27 protein-coding genes are annotated in these 25,123 nt (G+C 73.4%); 11 read left to right on the top strand and 16 right to left on the bottom strand.

The genetic code is table 11. From position 1 onward, the window contains the following. The first annotated feature begins 67 nt into the window (after nucleotides 1-67). The 5 genes from Nocox_RS25960 to Nocox_RS25940 all read left to right on the top strand — a co-directional run bounded on the left by Nocox_RS25960 (nucleotide 68) and on the right by Nocox_RS25940 (nucleotide 4,954). Nucleotides 68-1,045, top strand: a complete 978-nt coding sequence (locus tag Nocox_RS25960; RefSeq protein ID WP_020547637.1) for a sugar ABC transporter substrate-binding protein — start codon at nucleotides 68-70, stop codon at nucleotides 1,043-1,045. After that, entirely contained in the window at nucleotides 1,042-2,097 is a 1,056-nt protein-coding gene (locus Nocox_RS25955; RefSeq protein ID WP_051112793.1) for an ABC transporter permease, read from the top strand. The genes Nocox_RS25960 and Nocox_RS25955 overlap by 4 nt, the downstream gene beginning before the upstream one ends. Next, complete coding sequence (locus Nocox_RS25950; RefSeq protein ID WP_020547639.1) at nucleotides 2,094-2,858, top strand: ATP-binding cassette domain-containing protein; 765 nt, start codon at nucleotides 2,094-2,096, stop codon at nucleotides 2,856-2,858. The genes Nocox_RS25955 and Nocox_RS25950 overlap by 4 nt, the downstream gene beginning before the upstream one ends. Before the next feature lie 86 nt (nucleotides 2,859-2,944). Further along, entirely contained in the window at nucleotides 2,945-3,913 is a 969-nt protein-coding gene (locus tag Nocox_RS25945) for an alpha/beta hydrolase (protein WP_020547640.1), read from the top strand. Between the two features lie 165 nt (nucleotides 3,914-4,078). Continuing rightward, on the top strand, nucleotides 4,079-4,954 hold the full coding sequence (locus Nocox_RS25940) for a metallophosphoesterase family protein (RefSeq protein ID WP_020547641.1): 876 nt from the start codon (nucleotides 4,079-4,081) through the stop codon (nucleotides 4,952-4,954). Here Nocox_RS25940 and crcB read toward each other — a convergent pair. Beyond that, nucleotides 4,947-5,306 (bottom strand): fluoride efflux transporter CrcB, encoded by a 360-nt coding sequence (gene crcB / locus Nocox_RS25935; protein ID WP_020547642.1) that lies wholly within the window; start codon nucleotides 5,304-5,306, stop codon nucleotides 4,947-4,949. The two genes, Nocox_RS25940 and crcB, sit on opposite strands and share 8 nt — an antisense overlap. Further along, nucleotides 5,303-5,764 (bottom strand): FluC/FEX family fluoride channel, encoded by a 462-nt coding sequence (locus Nocox_RS25930; RefSeq protein WP_020547643.1) that lies wholly within the window; start codon nucleotides 5,762-5,764, stop codon nucleotides 5,303-5,305. The genes crcB and Nocox_RS25930 overlap by 4 nt, the downstream gene beginning before the upstream one ends. Before the next feature lie 74 nt (nucleotides 5,765-5,838). Between Nocox_RS25930 and Nocox_RS25925 the strand changes: the two genes are divergently transcribed. After that, the gene (locus Nocox_RS25925) at nucleotides 5,839-6,552 is read left to right on the top strand and encodes an HNH endonuclease family protein (RefSeq protein ID WP_020547644.1); all 714 of its coding nucleotides are present in this window, start codon (nucleotides 5,839-5,841) and stop codon (nucleotides 6,550-6,552) included. A gap of 12 nt (nucleotides 6,553-6,564) precedes the next feature. Here Nocox_RS25925 and Nocox_RS25920 read toward each other — a convergent pair whose 3' ends face one another. Continuing rightward, nucleotides 6,565-7,410 (bottom strand): GDSL-type esterase/lipase family protein, encoded by an 846-nt coding sequence (locus Nocox_RS25920; RefSeq protein WP_033411500.1) that lies wholly within the window; start codon nucleotides 7,408-7,410, stop codon nucleotides 6,565-6,567. Nucleotides 7,411-7,625: 215 nt separating this feature from the next. Here Nocox_RS25920 and Nocox_RS25915 point away from each other — a divergent pair, with 215 nt between their 5' ends. After that, nucleotides 7,626-8,858 (top strand): isochorismate synthase, encoded by a 1,233-nt coding sequence (locus Nocox_RS25915; RefSeq protein ID WP_020547646.1) that lies wholly within the window; start codon nucleotides 7,626-7,628, stop codon nucleotides 8,856-8,858. Nucleotides 8,859-8,861: 3 nt separating this feature from the next. On the opposite strand, the gene Nocox_RS25910 is transcribed toward Nocox_RS25915, so the two are convergent. Next, nucleotides 8,862-9,482 (bottom strand): YigZ family protein, encoded by a 621-nt coding sequence (locus tag Nocox_RS25910; RefSeq protein ID WP_020547647.1) that lies wholly within the window; start codon nucleotides 9,480-9,482, stop codon nucleotides 8,862-8,864. A 73-nt stretch (nucleotides 9,483-9,555) separates the two neighbouring features. Between Nocox_RS25910 and Nocox_RS25905 the strand changes: the two genes are divergently transcribed. Further along, nucleotides 9,556-9,906, top strand: a complete 351-nt coding sequence (locus tag Nocox_RS25905; protein WP_157383505.1) for a hypothetical protein — start codon at nucleotides 9,556-9,558, stop codon at nucleotides 9,904-9,906. Between the two features lie 84 nt (nucleotides 9,907-9,990). Here the strand turns inward: Nocox_RS25905 and Nocox_RS25900 are convergent, their stop codons facing one another. The 6 genes from Nocox_RS25900 to Nocox_RS25880 form a co-directional block, all read right to left on the bottom strand. Then, the gene (locus tag Nocox_RS25900) at nucleotides 9,991-11,286 is read right to left on the bottom strand and encodes an MFS transporter (protein ID WP_020547649.1); all 1,296 of its coding nucleotides are present in this window, start codon (nucleotides 11,284-11,286) and stop codon (nucleotides 9,991-9,993) included. After that, entirely contained in the window at nucleotides 11,286-11,945 is a 660-nt protein-coding gene (locus Nocox_RS25895) for an ArsR/SmtB family transcription factor (RefSeq protein ID WP_020547650.1), read from the bottom strand. The genes Nocox_RS25900 and Nocox_RS25895 overlap by 1 nt, the downstream gene beginning before the upstream one ends. An 82-nt stretch (nucleotides 11,946-12,027) precedes the next feature. After that, complete coding sequence (locus tag Nocox_RS25890; protein ID WP_020547651.1) at nucleotides 12,028-13,422, bottom strand: glycosyltransferase family 4 protein; 1,395 nt, start codon at nucleotides 13,420-13,422, stop codon at nucleotides 12,028-12,030. A 175-nt stretch (nucleotides 13,423-13,597) separates the two neighbouring features. Next, the gene (locus Nocox_RS25885) at nucleotides 13,598-16,744 is read right to left on the bottom strand and encodes a S41 family peptidase (protein WP_020547652.1); all 3,147 of its coding nucleotides are present in this window, start codon (nucleotides 16,742-16,744) and stop codon (nucleotides 13,598-13,600) included. 70 nt (nucleotides 16,745-16,814) lie between these two features. After that, nucleotides 16,815-16,937 (bottom strand): hypothetical protein, encoded by a 123-nt coding sequence (locus tag Nocox_RS43775; RefSeq protein WP_020547653.1) that lies wholly within the window; start codon nucleotides 16,935-16,937, stop codon nucleotides 16,815-16,817. Between the two features lie 101 nt (nucleotides 16,938-17,038). Beyond that, a complete protein-coding gene (locus Nocox_RS25880; RefSeq protein WP_020547654.1) occupies nucleotides 17,039-18,067 on the bottom strand; it encodes an Rv2578c family radical SAM protein in 1,029 nt (342 codons plus the stop codon). Nucleotides 18,068-18,201: 134 nt separating this feature from the next. Between Nocox_RS25880 and Nocox_RS25875 the strand changes: the two genes are divergently transcribed. Continuing rightward, complete coding sequence (locus tag Nocox_RS25875; protein WP_020547655.1) at nucleotides 18,202-18,546, top strand: DUF3040 domain-containing protein; 345 nt, start codon at nucleotides 18,202-18,204, stop codon at nucleotides 18,544-18,546. A 118-nt stretch (nucleotides 18,547-18,664) separates the two neighbouring features. Here the strand turns inward: Nocox_RS25875 and Nocox_RS25870 are convergent, their stop codons facing one another. Then, nucleotides 18,665-19,135 (bottom strand): OsmC family protein, encoded by a 471-nt coding sequence (locus Nocox_RS25870; protein WP_020547656.1) that lies wholly within the window; start codon nucleotides 19,133-19,135, stop codon nucleotides 18,665-18,667. Further along, nucleotides 19,132-19,794 carry a GntR family transcriptional regulator gene (locus Nocox_RS25865; protein ID WP_020547657.1) on the bottom strand — a complete coding sequence of 221 codons (663 nt, stop codon included), beginning with the start codon at nucleotides 19,792-19,794 and terminating at the stop codon, nucleotides 19,132-19,134. The genes Nocox_RS25870 and Nocox_RS25865 overlap by 4 nt, the downstream gene beginning before the upstream one ends. A 98-nt stretch (nucleotides 19,795-19,892) precedes the next feature. On the opposite strand from Nocox_RS25865, the gene Nocox_RS25860 reads away from it, so the two are divergent. Then, entirely contained in the window at nucleotides 19,893-20,540 is a 648-nt protein-coding gene (locus Nocox_RS25860) for a PadR family transcriptional regulator (RefSeq protein ID WP_020547658.1), read from the top strand. A gap of 146 nt (nucleotides 20,541-20,686) precedes the next feature. Beyond that, nucleotides 20,687-21,550 (top strand): alpha/beta fold hydrolase, encoded by an 864-nt coding sequence (locus Nocox_RS25855; protein ID WP_033411457.1) that lies wholly within the window; start codon nucleotides 20,687-20,689, stop codon nucleotides 21,548-21,550. Here Nocox_RS25855 and Nocox_RS25850 read toward each other — a convergent pair. The 4 genes from Nocox_RS25850 to Nocox_RS25835 form a co-directional block, all read right to left on the bottom strand. Next, nucleotides 21,547-23,148: a penicillin-binding transpeptidase domain-containing protein gene (locus Nocox_RS25850; RefSeq protein WP_020547660.1), complete on the bottom strand. Its 1,602-nt coding sequence runs from the start codon at nucleotides 23,146-23,148 to the stop codon at nucleotides 21,547-21,549. The genes Nocox_RS25855 and Nocox_RS25850 overlap by 4 nt on opposite strands. A 3-nt stretch (nucleotides 23,149-23,151) precedes the next feature. Continuing rightward, complete coding sequence (locus Nocox_RS25845; RefSeq protein WP_246649546.1) at nucleotides 23,152-23,844, bottom strand: lysophospholipid acyltransferase family protein; 693 nt, start codon at nucleotides 23,842-23,844, stop codon at nucleotides 23,152-23,154. Nucleotides 23,845-24,095: 251 nt separating this feature from the next. Then, a complete protein-coding gene (locus Nocox_RS25840; protein ID WP_020547662.1) occupies nucleotides 24,096-24,692 on the bottom strand; it encodes an NUDIX hydrolase in 597 nt (198 codons plus the stop codon). A gap of 42 nt (nucleotides 24,693-24,734) precedes the next feature. Beyond that, nucleotides 24,735-25,073: a hypothetical protein gene (locus Nocox_RS25835; protein WP_020547663.1), complete on the bottom strand. Its 339-nt coding sequence runs from the start codon at nucleotides 25,071-25,073 to the stop codon at nucleotides 24,735-24,737. Between the last annotated feature and the right edge of the window lie 50 nt (nucleotides 25,074-25,123).

Here is a 25,123-nt window from a genome sequence, read left to right as displayed (position 1 = left end):
ATGTCTATACGACACGTTGACCATGGGGTAGAACCAGGCCAAGCCTGTTGGTCCTGGAGGTGTCCCTGTGAGACGTACCCCGATCGTGCTGGCACTCTTAGCCGCCCTCACCCTCACCGGCTGCTCGTCGCCGGACGGGCCGAGCGCGCAGAGCAGCGCCCCCGCTGCCGAACCCGCGGCCCCCGGCGGCGGCAAGTACGCCGTGATCACCCACGGCGCCGCCGGCGACGCCTTCTGGGACGTGGTCAAGAACGGCGCCGAGGCCGCCGGCAAGCAGTACGGCGTGACCGTCACCTACCAGGGCGACGGCGACCCGGCCAAGCAGTCCCAGCTCATCGACCAGGCCGTCGCCGAGAAGGTGGACGGCATCGTCGTCTCCATGGCCAACCCCGACGCGCTGAAGGAGGCGATCGGCAAGGCCGTCACCGCGAAGATCCCCGTGGTGACCATCAACTCGGGGGCCGGCTCCTCCAAGGCGTTCGGCGCCCTCACCCACGTCGGGCAGTCCGAGGACGTGGCCGGGCGCGGCGCGGGCGAGCAGCTCAAGGCGGCCGGCGTCACCAAGCTGCTGTGCGTCATCCACGAGGCCGGCAACGTCGGCCTCGACCAGCGCTGCAAGGGTGCCGAGGAGACCCTCGGCGGCGCCGTCGAACGGCTCCAGGTGGACATCGGCAACCTGGCCGACGTGACGTCCAAGGTCACCGCCAAGCTCCAGTCGGACAAGCAGGTCAACGGCGTGCTGGCGCTCAACCCGGCGGTCGCCGTGGCCGCCAGGGACGCCGTCAGGGACTCGGGGTCGGCGGCCAAGGTGGCGACGTTCGACCTGTCGGCCGACGTCGTGGACGCGATCAAGGCCGGCGAGGTCCTGTTCGCCGTGGACCAGCAGCAGTACCTCCAGGGCTACCTGCCCATCACGTTCCTGCGCCTCTACACCACCAACCTCAACACCGTGGGCGGCGGCCTGCCGGTCAACACCGGGCCCGGCTTCGTCACCAAGGACAACGCCGACCAGGTCGCCAAGCTGGCGGAGGCGGGCACCAGATGAGCTCGGGGACGGCGCCAGGGACGGAGGTGGCCGCCGACGAGCGGATCGCCCGCGTCGGCCTGCCCCGCCGCCTGCTCATCCGGCCCGAGCTGGGCGCGGCGGTCGGCGCGGTGCTCGTGTTCGCGTTCTTCGCCGCCCAGTCGCCGGTGTTCCGCTCGCCGGCGGGCGTCGCGAACTGGCTCGACCCGGCCGCCACCCTCGGCATCATGGCGGTCGCGGTCGCGCTGCTGATGATCGGCGGCGAGTTCGACCTGTCGGCGGGCGTCCTGACCGGCACCAGCGGCCTCATCCTGGTCACGCTGGCCACCCGGTTCGGGCTCGACGTGTGGCTCGCCATGCTGGCCGGGCTGGCGGTGGCGCTGGCCGTCGGGTTCGCCAACGGGCTGATCGTGACCCGCACCCGGCTGCCCAGCTTCATCGTCACGCTCGGCACGTTCCTCATGCTGCAGGGCGTCAACCTCGGCGTCACCAAGGCCATCACCGGCACCGTCCAGGTCGGCGGGCTGCGCAGGGCCGACGGGTACGACGGCGCGAGCGCCCTGCTGGCCGGGACCTTCGACGTCGGCGGCACCTCGTTCCGGGTCGCGATCCTGTGGTGGCTGCTGGTGACGGCGGTCGCGACGTGGGTGCTCATGCGCTCCAGGGCGGGCAACTGGATCTTCGCGGTGGGCGGCGACGAGCGGGCGGCGCGCGCGGTCGGCGTGCCGGCCGCGCGGACGAAGATCGCGCTGTTCATGACGACGGCGTTCGCCGCCTGGCTGGTCGGCTCGATCCTGGCGCTGCGCTACACCTCGGTCCAGGCCAACATCGGCATCGGCCAGGAGTTCATCTACATCATCGCGGCCGTCATCGGCGGCTGCCTGCTCACCGGCGGGTACGGCTCCGCCGTCGGCGCCGCCATCGGCGCGGTCATCTTCGGCATGGCCGACAAGGGCATCGTCTTCCTCGGCTGGGACGCCGACTGGTTCAAGTTCTTCCTGGGCGCGATGCTGCTGCTGGCCACGCTGGCCAACCGGCTGGTCCGCCGCTACGCCGAGGAGGTGCGGCATTGATCCTGGAGACCCGCGGCATCGGCAAGACGTTCGGCTCGGTGCTGGCGCTGCGCGAGGTGTCGATGGGCGTGGCGGCCGGGGAGGTGCTGTGCGTGCTCGGCGACAACGGCGCCGGCAAGTCGACGCTCATCAAGATCCTGGCCGGCGTGCACCAGCACGACACCGGAGCCCTGCTCGTGGACGGCCGGGAGGTGCGCCTGTCGAGCCCGCGCGACGCGCTCGACCGCGGCATCGCCACCGTCTACCAGGACCTGGCGATGATCCCGCTGATGTCGGTGTGGCGCAACTTCTTCCTCGGCTCCGAGCCGCGCAGGGGCCTCGCCTTCGACGTGGCGAGGGCCCGCCGGGTGGCCCGCGAGGAGCTGCGGGCCATGGGCATCGACATCCGCGACGTGGACCAGCCGGTCGGCACGCTGTCCGGCGGGGAGCGGCAGTCGGTGGCGATCGCGCGGGCCGTGCACTTCGGCGCCCGCGTGCTGATCCTCGACGAGCCGACCTCGGCGCTCGGCGTCAAGCAGGCCGGGGTGGTGCTGCGCTACATCGCCCGCGCCCGTGACCGGGGGCTCGCCGTGGTCTTCATCACCCACAACCCGCACCACGCCCACCCGGTGGGCGACCGGTTCCTGCTGCTCAACCGGGGCACCAGCATGGGCCAGTACGCCAAGGCGGACATCACCCCGCAGGAGCTGACCGCGCTCATGGCGGGCGGGGCGGAGCTGGAGGAGCTGGCGCACGAGCTGCGGCGCGAGAGCGGCTCTTGAGCGGGAATTGACGGTTCCTGGCGGGTTCCTGGAGGGAGGCCGAGGCACAACCATCCCAGGCGCACACGAGAGCCTGGAGGTCGCCGGTGTCCACGACGCTCAGCGGGAAGGTCGTGCTGGAGCAGGCGGCGCGGGAGTTCGCCGAGGCGACCTCCGAGCCGCCCTTCGTCTACGAGGTGCCGCCCGAGCACGGCCGCGAGCTGCTGGAGAAGCTCCAGTCAGGGGCCGGCGTGCCCAAGCCGGAGATCGACGAGGAGTGGATCCAGGTCCAGGGCGGCCCGACCGGGATGGTGCCGGTGCGCGTGGTCAGGCCCAAGGGTGCCACGGGGACCCTGCCGGTGATCCTCTACATCCACGGCGCGGGCTGGGTGCTCGGCTCGGCGCACACCCACGACCGGCTGGTACGCGAGCTCGCCGTGCGCTGCGAGGCGGCTGTGGTCTTCCCCGAGTACGACCGCGCGCCCGAGGCGAAGTACCCCACCCAGATCGAGCAGAACTACGCCACCGCCCGGTGGGTGACGGAGCACGGCGGCGAGAAGGGCCTCGACGCCGGGCGGATGGCCGTCGCCGGCGACTCGGTCGGCGGCAACATGGCCGCCGTGCTGGCCCTCATGGCCAAGGAACGCGGCGACGTGCGGCTGCGCGGCCAGGCGCTGTTCTACCCGGTCACCGACGCGAGCTTCGACACCGAGTCCTACCACCGGTTCGCGACCGGCTACTACCTCAACCGCGACGGCATGAAGTGGTTCTGGGACCAGTACACGACCGACGCCGGGCAGCGGGCCGAGAGCCACGCCTCGCCGCTGCGGGCCAGGGACGAGGAGCTGCGCGGCCTGCCGCCCGCGATCGTCCTCAACGGCGAGGCCGACGTGCTGCGGGACGAGGGCGAGGCGTACGCGGCGCGGCTGCGCGCGGCCGGCGTCGACGTGACCGCGGTCCGGCTGGCCGGGATGCTGCACGACTTCCTCATGCTCGACGCGCTGCGCGACACCAACGCCGCCAGAGCCGCGATGGCCCTGGCCACCGGCGCGCTGCGGACCTGGCTGCGCGCATGACGTACCGGATCCGCAGGAACGGCCGGGAGCTGCTGCGGAGCGGCCCGTTATTACGCCGCCTCCGGCCGGGGCCCGCGGGCCCCGGCCGGATCTCCGCACCGGCGAGGGCTGGGGGAGAGGCGCCTTCGCGTGGCATGCTCGTGGCAGCCGGAAGGAGGCCCCCTGTTGCCCGCCCGTCCTGATGGCCGCCTGCTCGCGGTCAGTGACCTGCACGTCTCCTACGCCGAGAACCGCGCGATCGTCCAGGAGCTGAAACCGCACGCGCCCGGAGACTGGCTGCTGGTGGCGGGAGACGTCGCTGACTCCCTGGAGGACATCCGCTGGGCGCTGCGGCTGCTCGCGGGCCGCTTCGAGCGGGTGGTGTGGACGCCGGGCAACCACGAGCTGTGGACGCCGCGCGGCGACCCGCCCGAGCTGCGGGGCGTGGCGCGCTACGAGCACCTGGTCGCCATGTGCAGAGAGCTGGGCGTCCTGACGCCGGAGGACCCCTACCCGCTGTGGGAGGGGCCGGGCGGGCCGGTGCGGATCGTGCCGCTGTTCCTGCTCTACGACTACACCTTCCTGCCGCCCGGCATCGCCTCGAAGGAGGAGGCCCTGGAGTACGCCCGCGGCACCGGCGTGGTGTGCACCGACGAGTACCTGCTGCATCCGGACCCGTACCCGAGCAGGGAGGCGTGGTGCCGGGCGCGGGTGGCCGAGACCGAGCGGCGGCTCGCGGCGGCGGCCGGCGACGGCGCGCCGCTGGTGTTCGTCAACCACTACCCGCTCGTCCGCGAGCCCACCGACGTGCTGTGGTACCCGGAGTTCGCGCAGTGGTGCGGCACCACCGCCACCCGCGACTGGCACCGGCGCTTCCCGACCGCCGCGATGATCTACGGCCATCTGCACATCCCGCGCGTCACCCGGTACGACGGGGTGCGCTTCGAGGAGGTCTCGCTCGGCTACCCGCGCGAGTGGCGCCGCCGCCCGCCCCGCGACCTGCTGCGCGACGTGCTGGTCCCGCAGGAGCCGCCACCCGGGCCGATGAGCCCGCTCACATGAACGCCTGGGCCAGGGCCGCGCCGCAGTAGGCCGCGCCGAGCCCGGCGACGATGCTCGCGGCGGCGTTGGCCACCGCGTGGAAGCGGGCGCCCTCCTCCATCAGCCGCACCGTCTCGTAGCCGAACGTCGAGTACGTCGTCAGCGCCCCGCAGAACCCGGTGCCGGCCAGCGCCATCAGCCCGCCGTCCACCGGCAGCGCGGCCAGGAACCCCAGCAGCGCCGACCCGGCCACGTTGACGGCGAGCGTCCCCCACGGGAAGACCGTGTCGTGCCGGGCCTGCACCGCCCGGTCGGCGAGGTAGCGCAGCGGCGCGCCCACCGCCGCGCCCGCCACGATCAGCAGCAGCGTCATCCCGCAGCCGCCCGCCTCCCGGCGAGGCGCCGGGTCAGCCACATGCCGGCGGCGACGGCCGCCAGCGCCGCGGCCAGCGTGGCGGCCAGGTAGGCCAGCCCGACGACCGGAGCGCCCGCCTCGACCACCCGCCGGATGTCCGCCACGTACGCCGAGAACGTCGTGTAGCCGCCCAGCACCCCCACGCCGAGGAACGGCCGCACGAGCCGGTGCGCCGGCCGCACCTCGGTGATCACCACCATGAGCACGCCGATGAGCAGGCAGCCCGACACGTTGACCCCGAACGTCGCCCACGGGAACCCGCCCGGCGGGGCCGGCAGCGCGGACTGCGCGCCGTGGCGGGCCAGCGCCCCGAGCGCGCCGCCCGCCGCGATGGCGGCCAGGACCGGCCAGTGCAGCTCGGCGCGCTGCGCCGGGACGTGGAGATCGACGTCCGGATCGATCGGGCGTTGGGTCACGCAATCCTCCCCGTGTCGGAACAACTCAAGCCGGGAATTTCTCTAGAGATCTGGAAGCGTTGTCGGAGGCCCGATTGAGTACGAAGGACGCCATCGCCCTTCTCGCGGGAGCCATCATCGTCGTTTCCTTCGTCGGCACGGCCAGGACGCCACCGGCCACGGCGGCCAGCCCGCTGGGCAACGCCGGCGGCACCTTACCCGGTCTGGCCCCCATCATCTCCAACGCCGACAAGGCCGAGGCACGCGCCCTCATCCGGCGGCTGCGCACCCGGGGGCTCGGTTCCAACGCCGGCTACGAGCGCACCCGCTTCGGCGAGAACTGGGCCGACACCGCGCCCGGCGTGCCGTACGCGGGCAACGGCTGCCGCACCCGCGACGACCTGCTGGCCCGCGACGGCCGGGACGTGAAGTACCGCGCGGGCTCGCGCTGCGAGGTCGTGTCGCTGACCCTGGAGGACCCCTACACCGGCCGGCTCATCCGCTGGCACAAGAACCGCGCGGGCGAGGTGCAGGTCGACCACGTGGTGCCGCTCAACTACGGCTGGCGCATGGGCGCGCCGCGCTGGCCCATGTCGAAGCGGCTCGACTTCGCCAACGACCCGCTCAACCTGCTGCCCGTGGCCGGCGCGGCCAACGAGGAGAAGGACGCCTCGGGGCCGTCGGGCTGGCTGCCGCCGCAGCGGCGGGTGCGCTGCGCGTACGTCACCCGCTTCGCCCAGGTCGCCGTGAAGTACGGGGTGCCGGTCACCCCGGCGGACAAGAAGGCGATGCTGGCGCAGTGCCGATGACGAGGCCGCGGATCAGCGCAGGTCGATCCAGTCGAAGCCGCGGCCGAAGGTCTGCGCGGCCAGCACCCGCTGCCCGGCCGCGCTGGGGTGGAAGAAGTCCCACTTGCTGACGTGCTCCAGCGTGAACGGGAAGGAGAAGACCGCGCCGCCGTCGGTGTCGCACTGCGGGCCGTAGGCGGCGCAGACCTCGGCGGCGGCGCGGTTGTAGTCGATCACCCGCGCCCGCACCCGGGCCCGGCGCTCGACGTCGGCCTTCTTCACCGACGACGGGCTGGCCAGCATCGACGGGCAGACCCGGCCGAGCGTCCAGAACGTACGGGCCACCGGGTGGTCCTTGCCGACCTGCCACAGCCGCCGCAGGTCGGGGATGCTCGCGACCAGCACCCGCGCCTGCGGCATCCCGGCGCGCAGCGTGTCCAGGGCGGTCTCCAGGCGCCGCCGGTAGGTGGCGACCGGGGTCATCGCCTTCTCGGTGCGCACGCAGGCGTCGGTGGCGCCGATGAGGACGGTCACGTAGTCGGCCTTGGCCTCGACCGCCTTCCTCACCTGGCCGAGCAGGTCGGCGCTGGTCGCGCCGGGGACGGCGAAGTTGAGGTTGTGGCCCTGGAGCGTTCCAGACAGCTTCGACAGGCGCAGGTAGTGGCTGGAGACGGCGGCGTGGTCGCCCGCCGACCACGAGCGCGAGGTGCAGGAGACGTACCAGCCGCAGGCGTTGAAGCCGGTGGAGATGGAGTCGCCGAGAGCGGCCATGACCTCGGGGACGGGCTGCGCCGCGGCGGTGGCCGCGGCGGCCGGCGCCGTGACCGAACCGGTGAGGACACTGGCTGCGGCGAGGACATGGGTCAGGCGACCGATCATGGCCCCACGGTAGAGAGCCGGCCCGGCCCCGGCCATCGGGTCCGGGCGGCTCTGCCGTTTCAGGACCGACTTCATATGACGGCTTGACAGGCCGAAGCCCGGACGGGCCGGCCGCAGCCCGCACGCCATCCGCTTTTTCCCGATTCGCTTGCCTTAACGTGGCATTCGTGGGGGTCCGAGTCGAACATGTTCAGGTGACGCATAGCATGTCTTGAGTGAGTGTCGCGCTCGGAACAACCCGCCCGCTGCCGGTTCGCACCACACCCGTCGGCGATCCCGGCGACCTGCTGGCCTCCCTGCCCAGGTCGTCGCCGTACGCCTGGATCAGGAACGGTGAGGGGATCGTCGGATGGGGTGAGGCGGCCCGCGTCGCCGTGCCCCCGGGCTCGGGCCGCTTCGCCTGGGCCCGCGAGTGGCTGGCCGGCGTGCTCGGCGGGGCCGGGTTCCCCGGCGCCGACAACGGAGGGCCGGGCACCGGCCCGGTCGCGTTCGGCAGCTTCACCTTCGACGAGGACGCGCCCGGCTCGGTGCTCGTCGTGCCGCAGGCCGTGCTGGCCCGCCGCGACGGCCGCGCCTGGCTGACCACGATCGGCGACGCGCCGCTCGGGACCGTCACGCCGGTCCTCGACCCCGGCCGCATCAGCTACGGCGACGGCAGCCTCACCGCGCCCGAGTGGGAGCACGTGGTGGCCCGCGCCGCCGCCCGCATCCGCGACGGCGAGCTGGAGAAGGTCGTGCTCGCCCGCGACCTGGTCGCCACCGCCGAGCGGGCCATCGACGTGCGGCTGCTGCTGTCGCGGCTGGCCCGCCGCTACCCCGAGTGCTACACCTTCTCCGTCGCCGGGCTGGTCGGCGCCACGCCCGAGCTGCTCATCCGGCGCACCGGCCAGGAGATCGAGTCGCTGGTGCTGGCCGGCACGACCGCGCGCGGCACCGGCCCCGCCGACGACCTCGCCCGCGGGGCCGCGCTGCTCGCCTCCGCCAAGGACCGGCACGAGCACGAGTGCGCGATCGCCTCCGTCCGCACCGCGCTCGGGCCGCTCTGCTCGTCGCTGGAGACGCCCGACGAGCCCGAACTGCTCGTGCTGCCCAACGTCCAGCACCTCGCCAGCCACGTCACCGGGCGGCTCGCCGACGGGGCGTCGGTGCTCGACGTGGTCGCCGCCATGCACCCGACGGCCGCCGTCGGCGGCACCCCGACCGACCTGGCGTCCAAGCTCATCCGCGAGCTGGAGGGCATGGACCGCGCCGGCTACGCCGGGCCGGTCGGCTGGATCGACGCCAACGGCGACGGCGAGTGGGGCATCGCGCTGCGCTCGGGGCTGGTGCGGGGGCGGCGGGCCCGGCTGTTCGCCGGCTGCGGCATCATGGGCGACTCCGACCCGGCCGCCGAACTGGCCGAGGCGCAGGCCAAGTTCCGCGTCATGCAGTACGCCCTGGAGGGATAGCGCTCAGGCGGGGACGTGCACGTCCTCGCCGACGCTCACCCGGGCGCGGCCCGCCGTCAGCGTCGCCACCCAGTCGGTGAAGGCCGCCACCTCGTCCTCGCCGACCGCCACGCTGAAGGTGACCTGGGCGGCGTAGGCGACGTCCTCGAGGGCGTACCGCGAGGCGCGCAGGTCGTTCTCCACCCGGCCCGCCTGGTCGTGCGCCACCGCCACCCGCACCCGCCTGGCCGGCACCATCCGCACCGGCTCGGCCCGGTCCAGGGTCTCCGTCACCGCGGACCCGTAGGCGCGCACCAGCCCGCCCGCGCCGAGCAGCACGCCGCCGAAGTAGCGCGTCACCACCGCCACCACGTCGCTGTAGCCGCGCCCCACGAGCGCCTGCACCATGGGGGTGCCCGCGGTGCCGCCCGGCTCGCCGTCGTCGTCGCCCTTCTGGACGCGCTGCCCGATGACGTAGGCCGTGCAGTTGTGGGTGGCGCCGGCGTGCTCGCGCCGCCGCCCCGCGATGAACGCCGCCGCCTCCTCCACGCTGCGCGCGGGCGCGACCGCGCAGATGAAGCGCGAGCGCCGCACCTCGGTCTCGTGCTCGACGGGGCCGGTGAGGGTGAGGTACGGGGCAGACACATCCGACAGGGTATTCCCTCGCCGGTGAGGCCCGGCGAGCTACCATCGCCTTCGGAGCTCAGGGGAGGGTCTCATGCCCATTCCGACGGAAACGCTCGTGGACGTCGCCGACGACGTCATGCCCTTCGCCACCCTCGCCATCGGCGTCTACGGCGTGAGCGTGCTGGCCAGGACCAGGGAGTCGGCCGCAGGCACCCCGGTCGCCCTCGGCACGCGGGTGCTGCAGCGGGTGTTCGGCCGCGGCGACACCCACACCCGAGGGCTCATCGAACGAGTGGCGAGGGCGACCGGCGACGCCCGCCCCGGCGACGGCCGGGAGGCGTTGCGCTCGGCCATCGTGGCAGCCTTCCACGACGACCCGATCCTGGCCCCCGAGGTGGCCGCGATGCTGCTCCGCGCCCCAGTAGGCGCCAACCGCGCCTGAACCCGCGCTTGGGCCCGCGCCTGAACCCGCGCTTGGGCCGGCGCCCGGACCCGCGCTCGGGCCGGCGCCTGAGGCCTTGTGGCCTCATGGGCTGCCGGCCGCCTCCGGCACGGCGTCGGAGGCGGGCGGGCCCTGGCCGCGGAGGCGGTCCATGTCGCGGGCGGCCGGGTGCAGCCCCGCGAGCGTGGTGGTGAGCCCGTAGACCACGCCGCATGCCACCAGCACCGGCGCGAGCCCGGCCGCCGCGACCGCCGCCCCGGCCAGCACCCCGGCGACGGGGATCCCGGAGAACGCCAGCGACGTCTGCAACGCCCCCACCCGGCCGAGCAGGTCGCGGGGCACCCGCTCGTACGCGACCGCCCCCAGGATGGGGTTGAGGAACCCGCCGCAGAACCCGCCCACCCCGAACACCGCCATCACCGCCCACACCGGCACGCCGTCCACGGCCAGGACCAGGTACTGCGGCGGCCCGGCCACCAGGAACGCGGCGAAGAACACCGGCCGCCGCCGCAGCCGGTGCGCCAGCCCCGCCGCCACCAGCCCGCCCCCGATCGCGGTCAGCCCCATGAGGCCGCGGCTGAGACCCCACACCGCGGGCCCGTGGCCCGACTCCTCGGCCCACACGGGCCCGAGCACCTGGGCGTAGGCCGCGTCCAGCAGGTTCGTCACCGCCACGGTGGCGATCAGGACGAGCAGCAGCGGCTGCTCCCGCAGGAACGCCCACCCCTGCCCGAACCGCCGCCAGTACCCCGCGGACCCGCCGTCCTCCCGCTCCGGAAGGGCGGGGGCGCGGTGGCCCATGCCGCGCGGCAGCGCCAGGGCCACCACCACCGAGCCCAGCGCGAAGCAGCCGGCGCTGACCGCGAGCCCGGCCGGCGCGCCCACCGCCGCGACCGTCGCGCCGCCCGCGACCGGCCCGACGAGCTGCGCCAGCCGCTCCACCGCGCCCATCAGCCCGGTGGCCCGCTCCAGCGGCACCCGCCCCCGGTCGGCCGCCTCGGGCACCATGATCGACTTGGCCAGGTCGCCGGGTCCGCGCGCCGCCCCGATGACCGCGACCAGCCCGGCCAGCACGCCGAGCGGCAGCAGCGACAGCGCGTGCAGCAGCGCGATCGCCCCGGCCGCGGCCGCGCTCACCACGTCACCGGTCAACGACACGCGCCGCGGCCCGATCCGGTCGAGCAGTGGCCCGGCCATCAGCTTGACCACCACGTACGGCGCCATCTCGGCGAACGCCACGACGCCCGTCCAGACCGGGCTGCCGGTGGTCACCAGCACGAACCAGGGCACCGCGATGGCCGACACCCGCGTGCCGGTGAGCGACACGGCGACGGCCGCCAGCACCCCCGCGAGCGGCCTGGGTAACGCGGTCGCGGCCATCAGCCCCCCTCGGCCTCGCCGCCCGCCCCGCCGCCCGTCCCGTCAGCGGCCCCGTTGCCGGCCCCGTTGCCGGCCCCGTTGCCGGCTCTGTCGTCGAGTTCGGGCAGGAGCTCGGTGATCAGCGTCACCCGCCGGGCGTCCGGGGGCGCCTCCTCGCCGTCGCGCCGGTAGCGGGCGATCACCTCGCCCAGCTCCTCCCGCAGCCGCCACCCCTCCTCCTCGGTGAGGCGCAGCGCGAAGGAACTGAGGTCGAGCACCCGCCGCCAGCCGCGCGGCATGGTCTGCAGCTCGTTGAGCGCCTGCTGGGTGCGCAGGTTGTACAGGGCCGCGATGGAGTGCAGGTAGGCGTGCACGGCCTCCGGCTCGGCGTCGGCGAGCCCTTCGTCGTTGAGCCGGGTGACGCGGTGGATCGACCGCCACCAGCGCTCCCGGGCGTTGCCGCGCTCGGCGTCCTCCTCCACGAACCCGGCCGCGCCCAGCTTGCGCAGGTGGTAGCTGGCGGTGCCGGAGTTGACGCCGAGGCGTTCGGCGAGGCGGGTGGCGGTCGAGGGGCCGTGCTTGCGCAGCAGCTCCACGAGCTGGACGCGGACGGGGTGGGCGAGCGCCCGCAACCCTTTGGCGTCGAGGACGACGACGCCGCTCTCCCGGGAATCGGCCATGGCTCCACCCTAGACCGCAAACACTTCTTCGCAAACAGTTCTTCGCGAAGGAATGTTTGCGGTCTGGCGCCGGCTCACGGCATCAGGGCGTGACCTCCGGAACGACCGGCACCACCGCGAGCCGTACGGGGGGCTCGGCGACGGCCTGCGCAGGGGGCTCCGGTGCGGCCGGCTGGACGGGCGCCTGGGCGGCCGGCTCGGCGGGCGGCTGGGCCGTGCGCGGGACGTAGCTGCCGTCGCGGCGGGCCAGCAGCTCGGCCAGCAGCGCGTCCCACTTCCGCCCGACCTCCTCCACGCTGTACGTCGCCGCCGTCTCCAGCGCGCGGGTGCCCAGATCGCGGCGGAGCTGCTCGTCCTCGATGACCCGGATGATGCCGGCCGCGAGGTTGGCGTTCGTGCGCGGCTTGATGAGCAGCCCGTCCACCTCGTTCTTGATCATCTCCTTGGGGCCGTGCGGGCTGTTGAAGCTGACGATCGCCAGCCCCTTGGCCATCGCCTCCAGGACCGTCATGGGGAAGCCCTCGTGGCGCGAGCTCATCACGTACAGCGACGCCTTCTCCAGCTCGGCGCCGACGTCGGTGGTCGGCCCCGGCAGCTCGACCTTGTCCTGCAGCCCCGCCTCGGCGATCTGCGTCCGCAGGTTGTCCTCCTGCGGCCCGGCGCCGAAGATGCGCAGCGTCCAGTCGGGGTGGGCGGCGGCGACGGTCTCCCAGGCGGTGATGAGCCGGTGGAAGCCCTTGATCCGGGTCATGCGGCCGACCGCGACGGCGACCTTGGCGTCCAGCTTGGACGGGTCGCCGGTCATCGGCGGCACGGCGTTGGGGATGCGGGTGAGCTTGCGCGGCTTCTTCGGCAGCGTCTCGCGGTAGTCGTTCAGATCGGCCCTGGTGAGGGTGACGAGGGCGTCGAGACGGCGGTAGCGCCACTTGATGAGCTTCTGCACCGGCTCGGGCTGCGTGCGCAGCGCCACGTGCTCCTGCCCGATCGTGATCACGCCTGGCTGCGCCAACTGGGCCATCGCGAGGTTGAGCCCCGGGCGGGTGCCCATGAGCACGCCCGTGTCGAGCGAGCGGATGTAGCGGGCGAGCCGCAGGTCGGTCCAGAGGTTGAAGCGGTGGTAGGCCGACTCCTCCTTCGGGATCAACCGGCTCGGCCGCTTGGAGAGCAGCAGGCGCAGCGGGTTGCGGCTCGGCCGCAGCCGGTCGTCCAGGAAGCGGAAGCGCACCCGCGGGTCGATGGGGAAGAACGGCTCCTCGGCCTCCTTCAGGATGCTCACGATCTCCACGTCGTGCTCCTCGGCCAGGTAGCCGGCCAGGTTGAACACGGTCCTGATCGTGCCGCCCATGCCGTGGGCGTGCAGCAGCAGGATGCGGATCCGCCGTGTCGAGGGGGGTGGCGCGTTCCGCGCCTTGCGCCGGTTGTACCCCCGATAGAGCCGCACCGCGGCCGACTTGCCCTTACGTGCCAGTGCGCGCACCTGACAGGTCCCCCTTTAGAACGTGAAAGCAGGCAACATCACTTCACGGCCCGGCGCGTGGTCGTCTGCCGATGCGCCGGCCGGCGTTCGTCTGAGCGGTCTTGCGTGAGCGGGAAGCACGGCTCATCCCCGGTGTGCTTTCCCCACTTATGATCATTAGACGCCGTGAAGGTGACTAAGGTTGCATACGCGGCCGATGCCGTGAATCGGGCGTGTGTGGGGGATGCTCGGCCAGCAGCTCCAGCGCCACGTCGATGGCCCGTTCGAGCTGCGTGTCCACGCCGCGCGCGTAGTCCTGCGGGGTGATGTCCACCTCGATGTCGGGATCGGTGCCGTAGTTCTCCACCTGCCAGCCGACGTCGTCGAAGGCGAAGGAGAACTCCGGCTGCGTCGTCACCGTCCCGTCGGCGAGCTGGTGGCGCGGCCAGATGCCGATGACGCCGCCCCAGGTGCGCCTGCCCACCAGCGGACCCAGCTTCAGGACCTTGAAGGTGTGGCTGAAGATGTCGCCGTCGGAGCCCGCCCACTCGTTGGTGACGGCGACCAGCGGCCCGCGCGGCGACTCCGGCGGATACGGCTCCGCCGCCCCCCATCGCGGGTAGTCGTAGCCGAGCCGCCGCCGGGCCAGCTTCTCCAGCAGCAGCGCCGAGACGTGACCGCCGCCGTTGAAGCGCACGTCCACGATGAGCGCGTGCCGGTCGTGCTCGGCGAGGAACCCCCGGTGGAACTCGCCGAACCCCTCCGGCCCCATGTCGGGCACGTGCAAATAGCCGACACGGCCCGCGGAGCGCTGGTGGCACCGGGCCCGGTTGAGGTTGACCCAGTCGCGGTAGCGGGCGGGCTGCTCGTCGGCCAGGGCCCGCACGGTGACCGCGAACACCTTCTCGCCGCGCCGCAGGGTCAGCTCGACCTCCTCGCCGGCCTGGTTGACCAGGCGCTCGTTCGGGGTCGCGACGCCGTCGCCGATGGGCGCGCCGTTGATGGCCAGCACCGCGTCGCCGGGGCGTACGTCCAGGCCGAGGCGGTTGAGCGGCGAGGTCGCCTTCGGGTCCCACGGGTCGCCGGTGACGACGGAGGCGATGTGGTAGACGCCGTCGCGGTGCTCCCAGTCCACGCCCAGCTTGCCCTGCGTGTAGTCGGGGCCCGGGCGGTACTCGCCGCCGCTCTCGTAGGCGTGACTGGTGGCCAGCTCGCCGTGCAGCTCCCACAGCAGGTCCGAGAACTCGCCCCGGGTCGTCACCCGGTCCACCAGCGGCTGGTAGCGGTCGTACACGGCCGGCCAGTCGACGCCCGCCATGTCCTCGGTCCAGAAGTTCTCCCGCTGCAGCCGCCACGCCTCGCGGAACATCTGCCGCCACTCGGCCTCCGGGCACACCGACACCTTGATGCGCGACAGGTCGATCCAGCCGCTCCCGCGCCCCGGCCGGTCGTCGTCGTGGCCCGGCACCTCGCCCGCCTTGACCACGCGCAGCCGCGAGCCCGCCCGGTACAGCAGCGTCTTGTGGTCGCGGCCCAGCTCGAAGTCCGTGACGCCCTCGGCGAACGTCTCGTTGTCGTTCTTGGCGAAGTCGTACAGGTGCAGGGTGTTGTCGCCCTCCAGCGGGCTGGTGAGGACGAGCGCCTTGCCCTTCAGCCCGGCCACCCGCTCGTAGCGGCCCTCGGGGAGGGGGAAGGCGGTGACGCGGCGGGCCAGGCCGTCCACGTCCACGCGCAGCGTCTCCGGCCGCTCCTCGCCGTCCTCCTCCTCGCCCTCGCCCTCGTCGTCCTCGTCGTCGTCCTTCTGCTCCAAGGGACGCTGGCGCGGCACGAACGGGTCGGGCACGTCGGCGCGCAGCGCCACCGCGTACGGGCGGGTGCCGAGCGGGAAACCCAGGTCGAACTGGAGCTGGTCGTAGACGGGGGAGAAGGTCCGCTGGCCGATGAAGTAGAGGTAACGGCCCTCGGGGTCGAAGGCCGGCATCGAGTCGATCAGCACCGGCTCGGTCGCCTGCACGGTCCGCCCGCTCTCCGGATGGTGCAGCTTGATCGCGGTGGTCTGGGCGTTGAGCGGCGCAGCGTAGGCGAGCCACGAGCCGTCGGGCGACCACGCCGGGTCCTCCGGCGAGCCGTACGGGTTGGCCTCCACCAGATCGCGACGGCCCGTGGCGAGGTCGAGCAGGTGCAGCTCGTAGCGGTGGTTGACCACGGCCACCCGGTCGTGCGCCGGGTCGGGCACCAGCGCGGTGATCCGGCCCAGCCGGGCGACCTCCGTGCCGGGGCCGCCCGCGCCGCTCTCCAGGACGACCAGCCGCTCCTCGTCGCCGTCGTCGCTGGCCGCCGCGATCAGCCGTACGCCGTCGTTGAGCCAGGTCAGGAAGCGGTAGCGGACGCCGTCCTCGGCGCCCTGGCGGCGTACCGGGCCCTCCCAGCCGGCCATCGTGTACGCCTTGCCGCGCGCGGTGATCGCCAGCGCGCTGCCGTCCGGGCTGAGCGTGGCGTTCTCCAGGTAGTCGGCGGCCTCGACGAAGCGCCGGTTGCGCTGGGTGCGCGAGCTGGCCAGCGCCACCTCCAGCCGGCGCGGCCGCTCGCCGGGCTCCAGCAGGTAGAGGTCCGCGCCCGCGTGGTAGACCAGCCGGTGCCCGTCGCCGGACAGGTTGCGGGCGTAGTAGTCGTCGTGGTGGGTGAGCTTGCGCAGGTCGCTGCCGTCGGGCAGGCACGAGTAGACGTTGCCGACGCCCTCGTGGTCGCTGATGAAGCACACCCGCTCGCCGCTCCAGCAGGGGGAGGCGAGGTTGCCCGGCAGCCGGATCAGCCGCCGGAACTCGCCCCCGCCGGTGGGGTCGATCCACAGGTCGCCGACCGTGCCGCCCCGGTAGCGCTTCCAGCGGGCCGGGTCGGCGGTGTTGCGGCCGAGCACGATCATGCCGCCGGGACCGTGCGCGATCGAGTTGGCCGGTCCGTACGGCAGCCGCTCCGGCACCCCGCCCGGCGCCACGCGGTGCAGCCACTTGCGCCCCTCGAAGGGCTGGGACTGGTCGCTGGCGTAGAGGATGCGGCCCTCGGGATCCCAGCCGGTCACCGTGCAGCGCGCGCCGTGGAAGGTCACCCGGCGGGCCGCGCCGCCGGACGCCGGCATGACGTAGACCTCCTCGGGGCCCTCCTCGCGGCCGACGAAGGCGAGCTGGTCGCCACGGGGGGAGATGCGCGGATAGCCCGCCTCGGCCAGCCCGGCCGTGAGGCGGAAGGCCCGGCCGCCCTGGGCGGAGACCATCCACAGGTCGTCCTCGGCGGCGAACACCACGACGTCCTGGAACACGGACGGGAAGCGCAGGTAGGCGGACATCGCGGCAGCTCCACGGTCGATGCGACAGCCGGGAGCCGGGCTCCCGGCTGTCCGATCATGTCACCATAGATCAGCTCTCGTCAGAGCCCTTCCTGGTTTCCTTCTTCGTCTCCTTGGCCTGCCTGCTGCTCTTGATGGCCTGCTTCTTCGACTTGCCCGACTTCGTGGCAGGTTTCTTCTTCGTGTCTGCCATTGGAAATCCCCCCTGTACGGACATGACGCACGGATGATTCGTGCACCAAACCCATTGATACCCATTTGCCCACGAAACCCGACATGTCGCCAGTTCGCCCCTCACAACAGGCGAAGCTGCTCGACCACCGGCCCCTGGGCCGGGCGGGGCGGCAGGCGGCGGGGCCTGGCCGGGGCCGCGCGGCCGACGCCGAAGCGCTCGGCCAGCTCGTGCACCCGGGCCACGATGCGCGCCTGGTAGGGCTTGGGCGCGTAGGCGCCGCGCCCGTACAGCTCCAGGTAGCGCGGCACCAGGCGCGGGTGCTCGCGGGAGAGCCAGCGCATCCACCACTCGCGGGCGCCCGGCCGCAGATGCAGGACGATGGGCGTCACGTGCGTGGCGCCCGCCTCGGCGATCTCCTTGACGGTGCGGGCGAGCTGGGCGGGGGAGTCGGTGAGGTAGGGCAGGACCGGCGCCATCAGCACGCCGCACGCGATGCCGTGGTCGTTGAGCGTGCGGCAGACCTCCAGGCGGCGCAGCGGGTGGGGCGCGCCGGGCTCGACCGCCCGCCACACCTCGGGGTCGACGAACCCGGCCGAGACGGCGGCGCTCACCTCGGTGACCTCGGCCGCCTCGGCGAGCAGGTCGAGGTCGCGCAGGATCAGCGTGCCCTTGGTGAGGACCGAGAACGGGTTGGCGGCGTCGCGCAGCGCGGCCAGGATGCCGGGCATCAGGCGGTAGCGGCCCTCGGCGCGCTGGTAGCAGTCGACGTTGGTGCCCATGGCGATGTGGTGGCCGCCCCAGCGCGGCGAGGACAGCTCCTTGCGGGCCAGCTCGGCGGCGTTGACCTTGACCACGATCTTGGCGTCGAAGTCCGCACCGGAATCCAAATCCAGATATTCGTGTGTTTTCCGGGCAAAACAGTAAACGCACCGATGGCCGCAGCCGCGATAAGGGTTGATCGTGTACTCGAACGGGACCCGGCTCGCGGCGGGCACGCGGTTGACGATCGAGCGGGCCTGGATCTCGTAGAAGGTCATGCCCTGGAACTCGGGCGTGTCGAAGGTCCGCGTGACCGCTCCCCGAGCGAACAGCGGGACGGACGGATCGGCCTCACCGTCGGCGGTCAGGCGCAGGTTGTCCCAGCGCATGCCATGATTAGAACAAAAGTTCGAGCTTGATCGCAAACCGAAAAGAGGGTGCAATTACCTGGTCAGGCCGTGGCTAATGATCTTCATGGTTGGGCAGGAAGAGGCCACAGAGCTTGCGTTCCGGAGGTGCACGTATGGCCTGGTCGCAGGACGAGGAGCGGATGCTCGCCCAGATAGAGCAGCACCTCGTCGAGGACGATCCGCGGCTCGTCGCCCGGCTCGAGTCCTTCAACGAGCGAGTGCGCCGCAGCGAGGCGAGGTCGCAGGGGCAGTCCGGCGGCTGGCGCCGGCCACGCCGCTCGACGGTCATCATCCTGATCAGCTGGGTGCTCATCGCGACGCTGGTCGCCACACTGCTGATCATGGTCCTGCACAACGAGCCCGCCGCCGCGGGGCTGTCGCTGGGGGCGGTGCCCGGCGAGCCGGCGGCGGAGGTCGCCGCCGACACCGCCGACGCCACCCTGGCGGGGGCCCTCTGACGCCTCGCCGCCCTCCGGCCCAGGCCGTCCAGGACGGCGCGGAGCTGGGAAACCCGGCGACGGGGCGTGCAGTCGTCTCCTCACCATGATCCTGGTGAACCCCCTGCACAACCCGATCTCACGTGGCGGCGCGCACCTCCGGCTCGTGGCGTACCGGGAAGTTCACCGAGGCGGCGATGAAACAAGCCTTGTGGGCGTCGGCGTGCAGGGCGGCGGCCTTCACCGCCATCTCCGGCGCGGCCACCGTGACCTCCGGGCGCAGCACGACCTCCGTGAAGCGGCCGCCCTCCGCGCCTGCCGCCATCGTGCCGGTGGCGCGGTCGACGTACGCGGTGACGACGACGCCGTTGACCGAGCACAGGTGCAGGTACCACAGCATGTGACACTGCGACAGCGAGCCGACCAGCAGCTGCTCGGGGTTCCAGCGGGACGGGTCGCCGCGGAAGGCCGGGTCGGAGCTGCCGAGGATGGTGGCCGGGCCGTCGGCGGACAGCTCGTGGTCGCGGGCGTAGTCGCGGTAGCCGGTCGTGCCGGAGCCCTTGTCGCCGGTCCAGGTCACGACGGTGGCGTAGGTGTGGTTGCGGGTCATGAGCGGTCTCCTTCGGATCGCGGTCCGGGCTCGTGGCCGGTGGTCGTGCGGGTGTCCAGGACGTGGGCGCGGGCGACGGCGGCGGCCTCCTCGGGGCGGCCCTCCGTGATCGCGGCGAGCAGGTCGTCGTGCTGCGCGGTGACGTGCGCGTGCCGGGCGGGCGGCGCCAGCGAGCGCAGCGTGGACACCTGGATCTGGTCCCAGACGCGCTCCAGCGTGCGCAGCGCCAGGGCGTTGCCGGCCAGCTCCGCGATCGCCCGGTGGAAGCGGCGGTTGAGCGGGACGGCGTCGGCCAGGCGGCCCTCGGCCGTGGCCGCCGCCGTCCGCGCCGCGACGTCGCGCAGCGCGCGCAGGTCGGCGGGGGCGATGCGGCCCTCGCGCTGCCGTACGGCGGCCAGCTCGGCGGTGAGCGCCTCCAGGGCGGCCCGCACCTGGTAGGCGTCGTCCAGGTCGTCCTCCTCCAGGGCGACGACCGTGACGCCGCGCCCGGCCGGCCGGACCAGGCCGTCGGCGGCCAGCGCCCGCAGCGCCTCGCGCACGGGGGTCCTGCTCATCCGCAGGCTCGCGGCCACCTCCATCTCGGTCAGCCGCGCGCCCGGCGGGTAGACGCCGCCGAGTATCAGCTCCCGCAGCCGGCTGCGCGCCACGTCGGTCCGCATGGGACGAGACTAGCGGTTTGTATGCAATGCATGCAAAGAAGCACATTGCCGCCAAATACTCGCAGACGTATACTCGCGAACGAGTAAAGGAGGACGACATGGCGAAGCGGCGGCCCGTGCGCAACCTGCTGGGACTGGCCGTGCTCACCGTGCTCGTGCAGCGCCCCATGCATCCGTACGAGATGGCCTCGGTCCTGCGCGCCCGCGCCAAGGACCGCGACATGCGGATCAAATGGGGCTCCCTCTACACGGTGGTCCGCAACCTGGAGAAACACGGCCTGATCGCCGCCGTGGAGAGCAGCCGCCAGGGCGCCCGCCCCGAGCGCACCGTCTACCGCGTCACCGACGCCGGCCTCGCGGAGGCCGCCGACTGGACGCGGGAGCTGCTGTCGGCCCCGGCGGACGAGACGTCGGCGTTCGAGGCCGGACTGTCGGTCCTCGGCGGTCTCGGCCCCGACGAGGTCGCCGGGCTGCTGCGGCGGCGGCTCACCACGCTGGAGCGGCGCCTCGCGGAAGGCCGGGAGGAGCTGGAGCGCGACGGGCGGGAGCTGCCCCGGCTCTTCCTCCTGGAGGCCGAGTACGCGCTCACGATGCGCCAGGCGGAGGCCGCCTGGGTGCGCGGCCTGCTCGCCGAGCTCACGGACGGCACGTTCCCCGGCCTGGACGCCTGGCGCGCCTACCACGAGACCGGCCGGCTCCCCGACGACGTGGCCGCCGCCGCGGAGAGGGGACGCCGGGACGACTGAGCACACAAGAACCCGGCGGCGGTGCTGGCACACCGCCGCCGGGTGACCTCGCATCCGACAGACCCGCGGAGCGGACCCTGGCCACGAGGTGGCAACGGCAACAATAGCCGGGCTCCCCGCCGCGGTCCCGACCATGGGGAGCAATCATGATCACTCTTGACCGCGTGACGTCACAGGACGGCACCACGATCGCCTACCGCCGCCTCGGCGGCGACGGCCCCGGCCTGGTGCTGCTGCACGGCGCCATGCAGACCGGGCACAGCAACATCGAGCTGGCCGAGGCCCTGTCCGGCGCGTTCACCTGCTACGTCCCCGACCGGCGCGGCCGGGGCCGCAGCGGGCCCGCCGGGCCCCGCCACGGGCTGGCCCGCGAGGTCGAGGACCTCTCCGCGCTGCTGGCCGCGACCGGCGCCGAGCACGTCATGGGCGTCAGCTCGGGCGCCGTCATCGCCCTGCGCACCGCCCTGGCCCGCCCTGAGCTGAGCACGGTCGTCGCCTTCGAGCCGCCCCTCGACCTCGACGGCTCCAACCCGACCGGCTGGCTGGAGCGCTTCGACAGGGAGCTCGCCGCGGGCCGCGTCCCGGCGGCACTGGTCACCGGCATGCTGGGGACCCGCATGGGCCCGGCGTTCCTCGGCCTGCTGCCGCGGCCCCTGCTGGAGGCCATGACCGCCGCGATGCTGAGGCGGCAGGACCGGGCGGCCGCCGACGGCGAGCCCACCTTCCGCGAACTCGCCCCGACCCTCCGCCAGGACGTCCAGGTCGTCGCCGACACCGCCGGCGACCTCGACGCCTACCGCCACGTGACCGCCGAGGTGCTGCTGCTGGGCGGCACGAAGAGCCCCGCCCACCTCAAGGGCGCCCTCACCGCTCTGCACGGGACGCTGCCCCGCTGCCGCCGCGCGGACCTGCCCGGCCTCGGCCACAGCGCCACCTCGAACGCCTCCATGCGCGGCAGGCCGGACCTGGTCGCGGCGGAGGTGTGCCGCTTCCTGCTGCCGCCGGGTTAGAGGTTCTTCAGGAAGGTGGCGGCGACCGGCGCGGCCACCGCGCCGCCCCCGCCGCCGCCCTCCACGATCACCGCGAACGCGACGTCCCCCTTGAACCCCATGAACCAGGCGTGGGTCTCCAGCTTGTCGCCGACGTTGTACTCGGCCGTCCCGGTCTTGCCGTGCGTGCCCGCCGGCAGGCCGGCCTTCTTGGCGGTGCCCTTGGTGACGACGGCCGCCATCATCGTGTGGAGCCGGCTCTTCACCCCGTCCGGCAGCGCGCGTTCGGCCGCCTTCTGCTTCAGCGACGGCACCAGCGTCGGCGGGCGCCACGTCCCGTCGGCGATGGCGGCCGCCACCGAGGCGATCGACAGCGGGCTGGCGGTGATCCTGGCCTGGCCGAACGCCTCGGCCGCGAGCTCGGCGTCCGACTGCGGCTTGGGGAAGCTCGCCGGGGTGGCGGGGACGCCGATGGTGAGCGGCTGGTTGAAGCCGACCGACTCGGCCGCCTTCATCAGCTTGGCCGCGCCCAGCTTCGACTGGGCGAGCGGCGCGAAGGTCGTGTTGCACGAGTGGGCGAAGGAGTCGAGGAACGACAGCGACCCGAACGCCTCGTTGTCGGAGTTGCGGATCTTCAGGCCGCCGACGGTGGCGTACTCGGGGCAGGCGACGGTGTCCTCCGGCGACATGCCCGCCGCCAGCAGCCCGATCGCGGTGACCGCCTTGAACGTCGAGCCCGGGGCATAGCGGCCGTCCAGCGCCCGGTTGAACCCGCCGCGGTTGTTGACCACCGCCAGGATCTCCCCGGTCGAGGGCCGGATCGCCACCATCGACGTGGGCTTCTCGATGTCCTTGACCGCGGTCACCGCGGCGGCCTGCGTACGCGGGTCGAGCGAGGTCCTGACCGGCTCGCCCTCGCTGCCCTCGATGGTCTCCAGCGTCTCGCCGCCGAGCCGGATGTCGGTGGACGGGGTGCCGGCCAGCCGCTTCTGGAACGTCTGCTGCAACCCGGCGCGGCCGATCGGCTGCCCCGCCTTGTAGGCCGAGCCGAGCTTGGCGACGTCCTCCTTGGTGGCCTTGCCCAGGTAGCCGACGAGCTGCTGCACCGAGCCGCCGGCCGTGCCGTCGTCGATGCGCCCGCCGTCGGCGTCGGTGATCTCCGCCCGCCGCGGCCAGCGCGTCTTGATCGAGAACTCCGCCCCCGCCGTGAGCCGCGGATGCAGGGCCGCGGGCGACCAGTCGACCTTCCAGGCGCGATCGGCGACGACCAGGTCGAGGCGGCCGTCGTAGGACCAGTCGCCGACGTTCTTCAGCGTCAGCGTCACGGTGTACGGGACGCCGGCCCTGCCGTCGCCCTCGGCCACCCGGCCGAGCCGCACCGAGGTGCGCTCCACGCCGAGCGCGGCGCGCTGCTGCTCGTAGACGCCGAGCTGCTGGGGCGTCGCCAGCTCCCTGGCCATCGCGGCGGCGTCACCCGCCTGCCAGGCCGCGACGAAACGCTGCGCGGTGCCGTCGGGCGTGCCCCGGGTGTGCAGCACGTAGTAGGCGCCGCCGGCCGCGGCTCCCACGGCCAGCACGGCCGCGGTGGAGACGATCGCGATGGTCCGGCCCCGTGCCACCGATCAGCCCCCCGCCTCCGCCGACGACGTACGGGCCGGGGCGCCGCCGTCGGCCCCCTTGACGCTGGAGGCGTAGACGGGGACGTACTCCTGACCGGAGAGCCGCTGGATGGCGGCCATGATCTCGTCGGTGACCCGCCGCCGGTCGCGCGCGCTGCGGTGGTCGCCCTCGAAGCGCATCGGCTCGCCGATCGCGATGCCGATCCGCGCCGGGCGCGGCACCTTCGAGCCCAGCGGCAGCACCTTCTCGGTGCCGCTGAGCGCCACCGGCAGCACCGGCGCGCCCGTCTTCAGCGTCAGCCAGGCCACGCCGATCTTGCCGCGGTAGAGGCGGCCGTCGGGGGAGCGGGTGCCCTCGGGGTGGATGCCGAACAGCTCGCCCCGCTCCAGCAGCGCCGCGGCCTCGTCCAGCATCGTCTGCGCGGCGCGGGCGCTCTCGCGGTCGATCGGCAGGCTGCGCCCGAGGCGCATGAAGAAGCCGGAGACCGGGTTGCCGTCGAAGTACTCGTTCTTGGCGGTGAACGTCACGTGCCGCGGCAGCAGGGCGGGCAGCAGGAACGAGTCGAGCACCGACAGGTGGTTGGCGGCCAGGATCCCGGGCCCGCTCCTCGGGACGTGCGCCGCGCCGGTGATGTGCGGCCGGCACATCGCGTGCGTCAGCGGAGCGGCGGCGAACTTGACCACTTCGTAAAGCAACAGGCTCTCCTGGATCATCGGCGTTCGGCCACCAACCATAGAGCAGGCGCCCCGCCGGTGAGCGGAGCGCCTGGGAAAGATTGAGGCCGATGTGGCGGTCGCCTCCTCGGCGAGGTGCACAACACGGCTCCAGCCGGACGGTATTCCGTGAAGGCGGTAATTTGCGGCCCGGGGGACACTAACCACATCGGCCTCATGATGCTAACGGACGTTCGGGGGCCGCTATTCCATCGGCCCGCCGACACGCGGGGTCATGTCCGCGTCCAGTGGGGCTGGACCACGTCGAAGACCCGCTGCTCGCGCCCCCGCAGCGCCACCTCGGCGAACTGCCACAGGATCGCCCCCGTGGGCGCGTGGATCACGATGGACGGCCCCAGCGGCATCTGCAGCAGCTCGCCCTCCCACCGCGGCACCCCCGGCGCCAGGAACCGCTCCAGCGGCACCTCGTGCACCGACGCCACCTCCCGAGGGTCGGCCACCGGCCGCTGCCGGCCGCCGAACGCCACCACCGGCGTGATCACGAACCCCGAGTCGGTGACGAAGTCGTCGAGCAGCCCCGCCACCTCGACCCCGGTCAGGCCCGTCTCCTCGGCCAGCTCGCGCAGCGCCGCCTCCACGGGCTGCTCGCCGTCGTCCAGCCGCCCGCCGGGCAGCGCCCACTGCCCCGGGTTGCGGCCCCGAGGCGCCCGCTTGATCACCACGGTGTACGGGACGCCGCCGGCGTCCTCCAGCACGCACACGGTGACGGCGGCCCGGCGGATCCCGCCCGCCGGAGGCACCTCCCGCCGGTCGAAGGCGGCCAGCCGGGCGGCCACCTCCTCGCGCAACACGTCGATCGGGGACAGCACCCGTCCAGGATCTCACGCCGGTCCCCTGAGCCGCCGGAGCGGTCAGGACATGACGCTCTGCAGGACGAGCGTCAGCGCCGTGCCCGCCACCATGCCCGCGCCCGCCGCCACCGCGGCCCACCTGCCCAGGGGCTCGCCCCGCAGGTGGCCCGCGACGCCGAGGACGATGCCGGCCAGCCCGAACAGGACGGGGGCGTACAGCACGGCCACCGCCGCGCAGACGCACCCGAGAATCGACAGCACCTGATCGGCCCCCCGCCGCCGCCCCCCGGAGGCGGAGGGCGGGGTGCGCGGGGTGGGCGGGCCGGCGCGGGGGAGGGCGGGCGGCGCGTCGGGAGGGGCGGGGGCGTCGTCCGGGGGCGGGTCCTCGGCGTCGGGCACCTGACGGGCTCCTTCCGGCGGGAACCACATCACACACCTCCGCCGGGACC

The organism is Nonomuraea coxensis DSM 45129, assembly GCF_019397265.1.
Lineage (GTDB): Bacteria > Actinomycetota > Actinomycetes > Streptosporangiales > Streptosporangiaceae > Nonomuraea > Nonomuraea coxensis.
Note: the sequence above shows the minus strand (reverse complement) of the source record. Positions and strands in the feature narration are given on the sequence as shown.

What these genes read in the sequence shown, in the direction of transcription:
- Nocox_RS25955 (WP_051112793.1), top strand. Translation starts at nt 1,042, where the DNA reads ATGAGCTCGGGGACGGCGCCAGGGACGGAGGTGGCCGCCGACGAGCGG.
- crcB (WP_020547642.1), bottom strand. Translation starts at nt 5,306, where the DNA reads ATGACGCTGCTGCTGATCGTGGCGGGCGCGGCGGTGGGCGCGCCGCTG.
- Nocox_RS25920 (WP_033411500.1), bottom strand. Translation starts at nt 7,410, where the DNA reads ATGATCGGTCGCCTGACCCATGTCCTCGCCGCAGCCAGTGTCCTCACC.
- Nocox_RS25905 (WP_157383505.1), top strand. Translation starts at nt 9,556, where the DNA reads ATGCCCATTCCGACGGAAACGCTCGTGGACGTCGCCGACGACGTCATG.
- Nocox_RS25900 (WP_020547649.1), bottom strand. Translation starts at nt 11,286, where the DNA reads ATGGCCGCGACCGCGTTACCCAGGCCGCTCGCGGGGGTGCTGGCGGCC.
- Nocox_RS25895 (WP_020547650.1), bottom strand. Translation starts at nt 11,945, where the DNA reads ATGGCCGATTCCCGGGAGAGCGGCGTCGTCGTCCTCGACGCCAAAGGG.
- Nocox_RS25885 (WP_020547652.1), bottom strand. Translation starts at nt 16,744, where the DNA reads ATGTCCGCCTACCTGCGCTTCCCGTCCGTGTTCCAGGACGTCGTGGTG.
- Nocox_RS43775 (WP_020547653.1), bottom strand. Translation starts at nt 16,937, where the DNA reads ATGGCAGACACGAAGAAGAAACCTGCCACGAAGTCGGGCAAGTCGAAG.
- Nocox_RS25880 (WP_020547654.1), bottom strand. Translation starts at nt 18,067, where the DNA reads ATGCGCTGGGACAACCTGCGCCTGACCGCCGACGGTGAGGCCGATCCG.
- Nocox_RS25875 (WP_020547655.1), top strand. Translation starts at nt 18,202, where the DNA reads ATGGCCTGGTCGCAGGACGAGGAGCGGATGCTCGCCCAGATAGAGCAG.
- Nocox_RS25870 (WP_020547656.1), bottom strand. Translation starts at nt 19,135, where the DNA reads ATGACCCGCAACCACACCTACGCCACCGTCGTGACCTGGACCGGCGAC.
- Nocox_RS25865 (WP_020547657.1), bottom strand. Translation starts at nt 19,794, where the DNA reads ATGCGGACCGACGTGGCGCGCAGCCGGCTGCGGGAGCTGATACTCGGC.
- Nocox_RS25860 (WP_020547658.1), top strand. Translation starts at nt 19,893, where the DNA reads ATGGCGAAGCGGCGGCCCGTGCGCAACCTGCTGGGACTGGCCGTGCTC.
- Nocox_RS25855 (WP_033411457.1), top strand. Translation starts at nt 20,687, where the DNA reads ATGATCACTCTTGACCGCGTGACGTCACAGGACGGCACCACGATCGCC.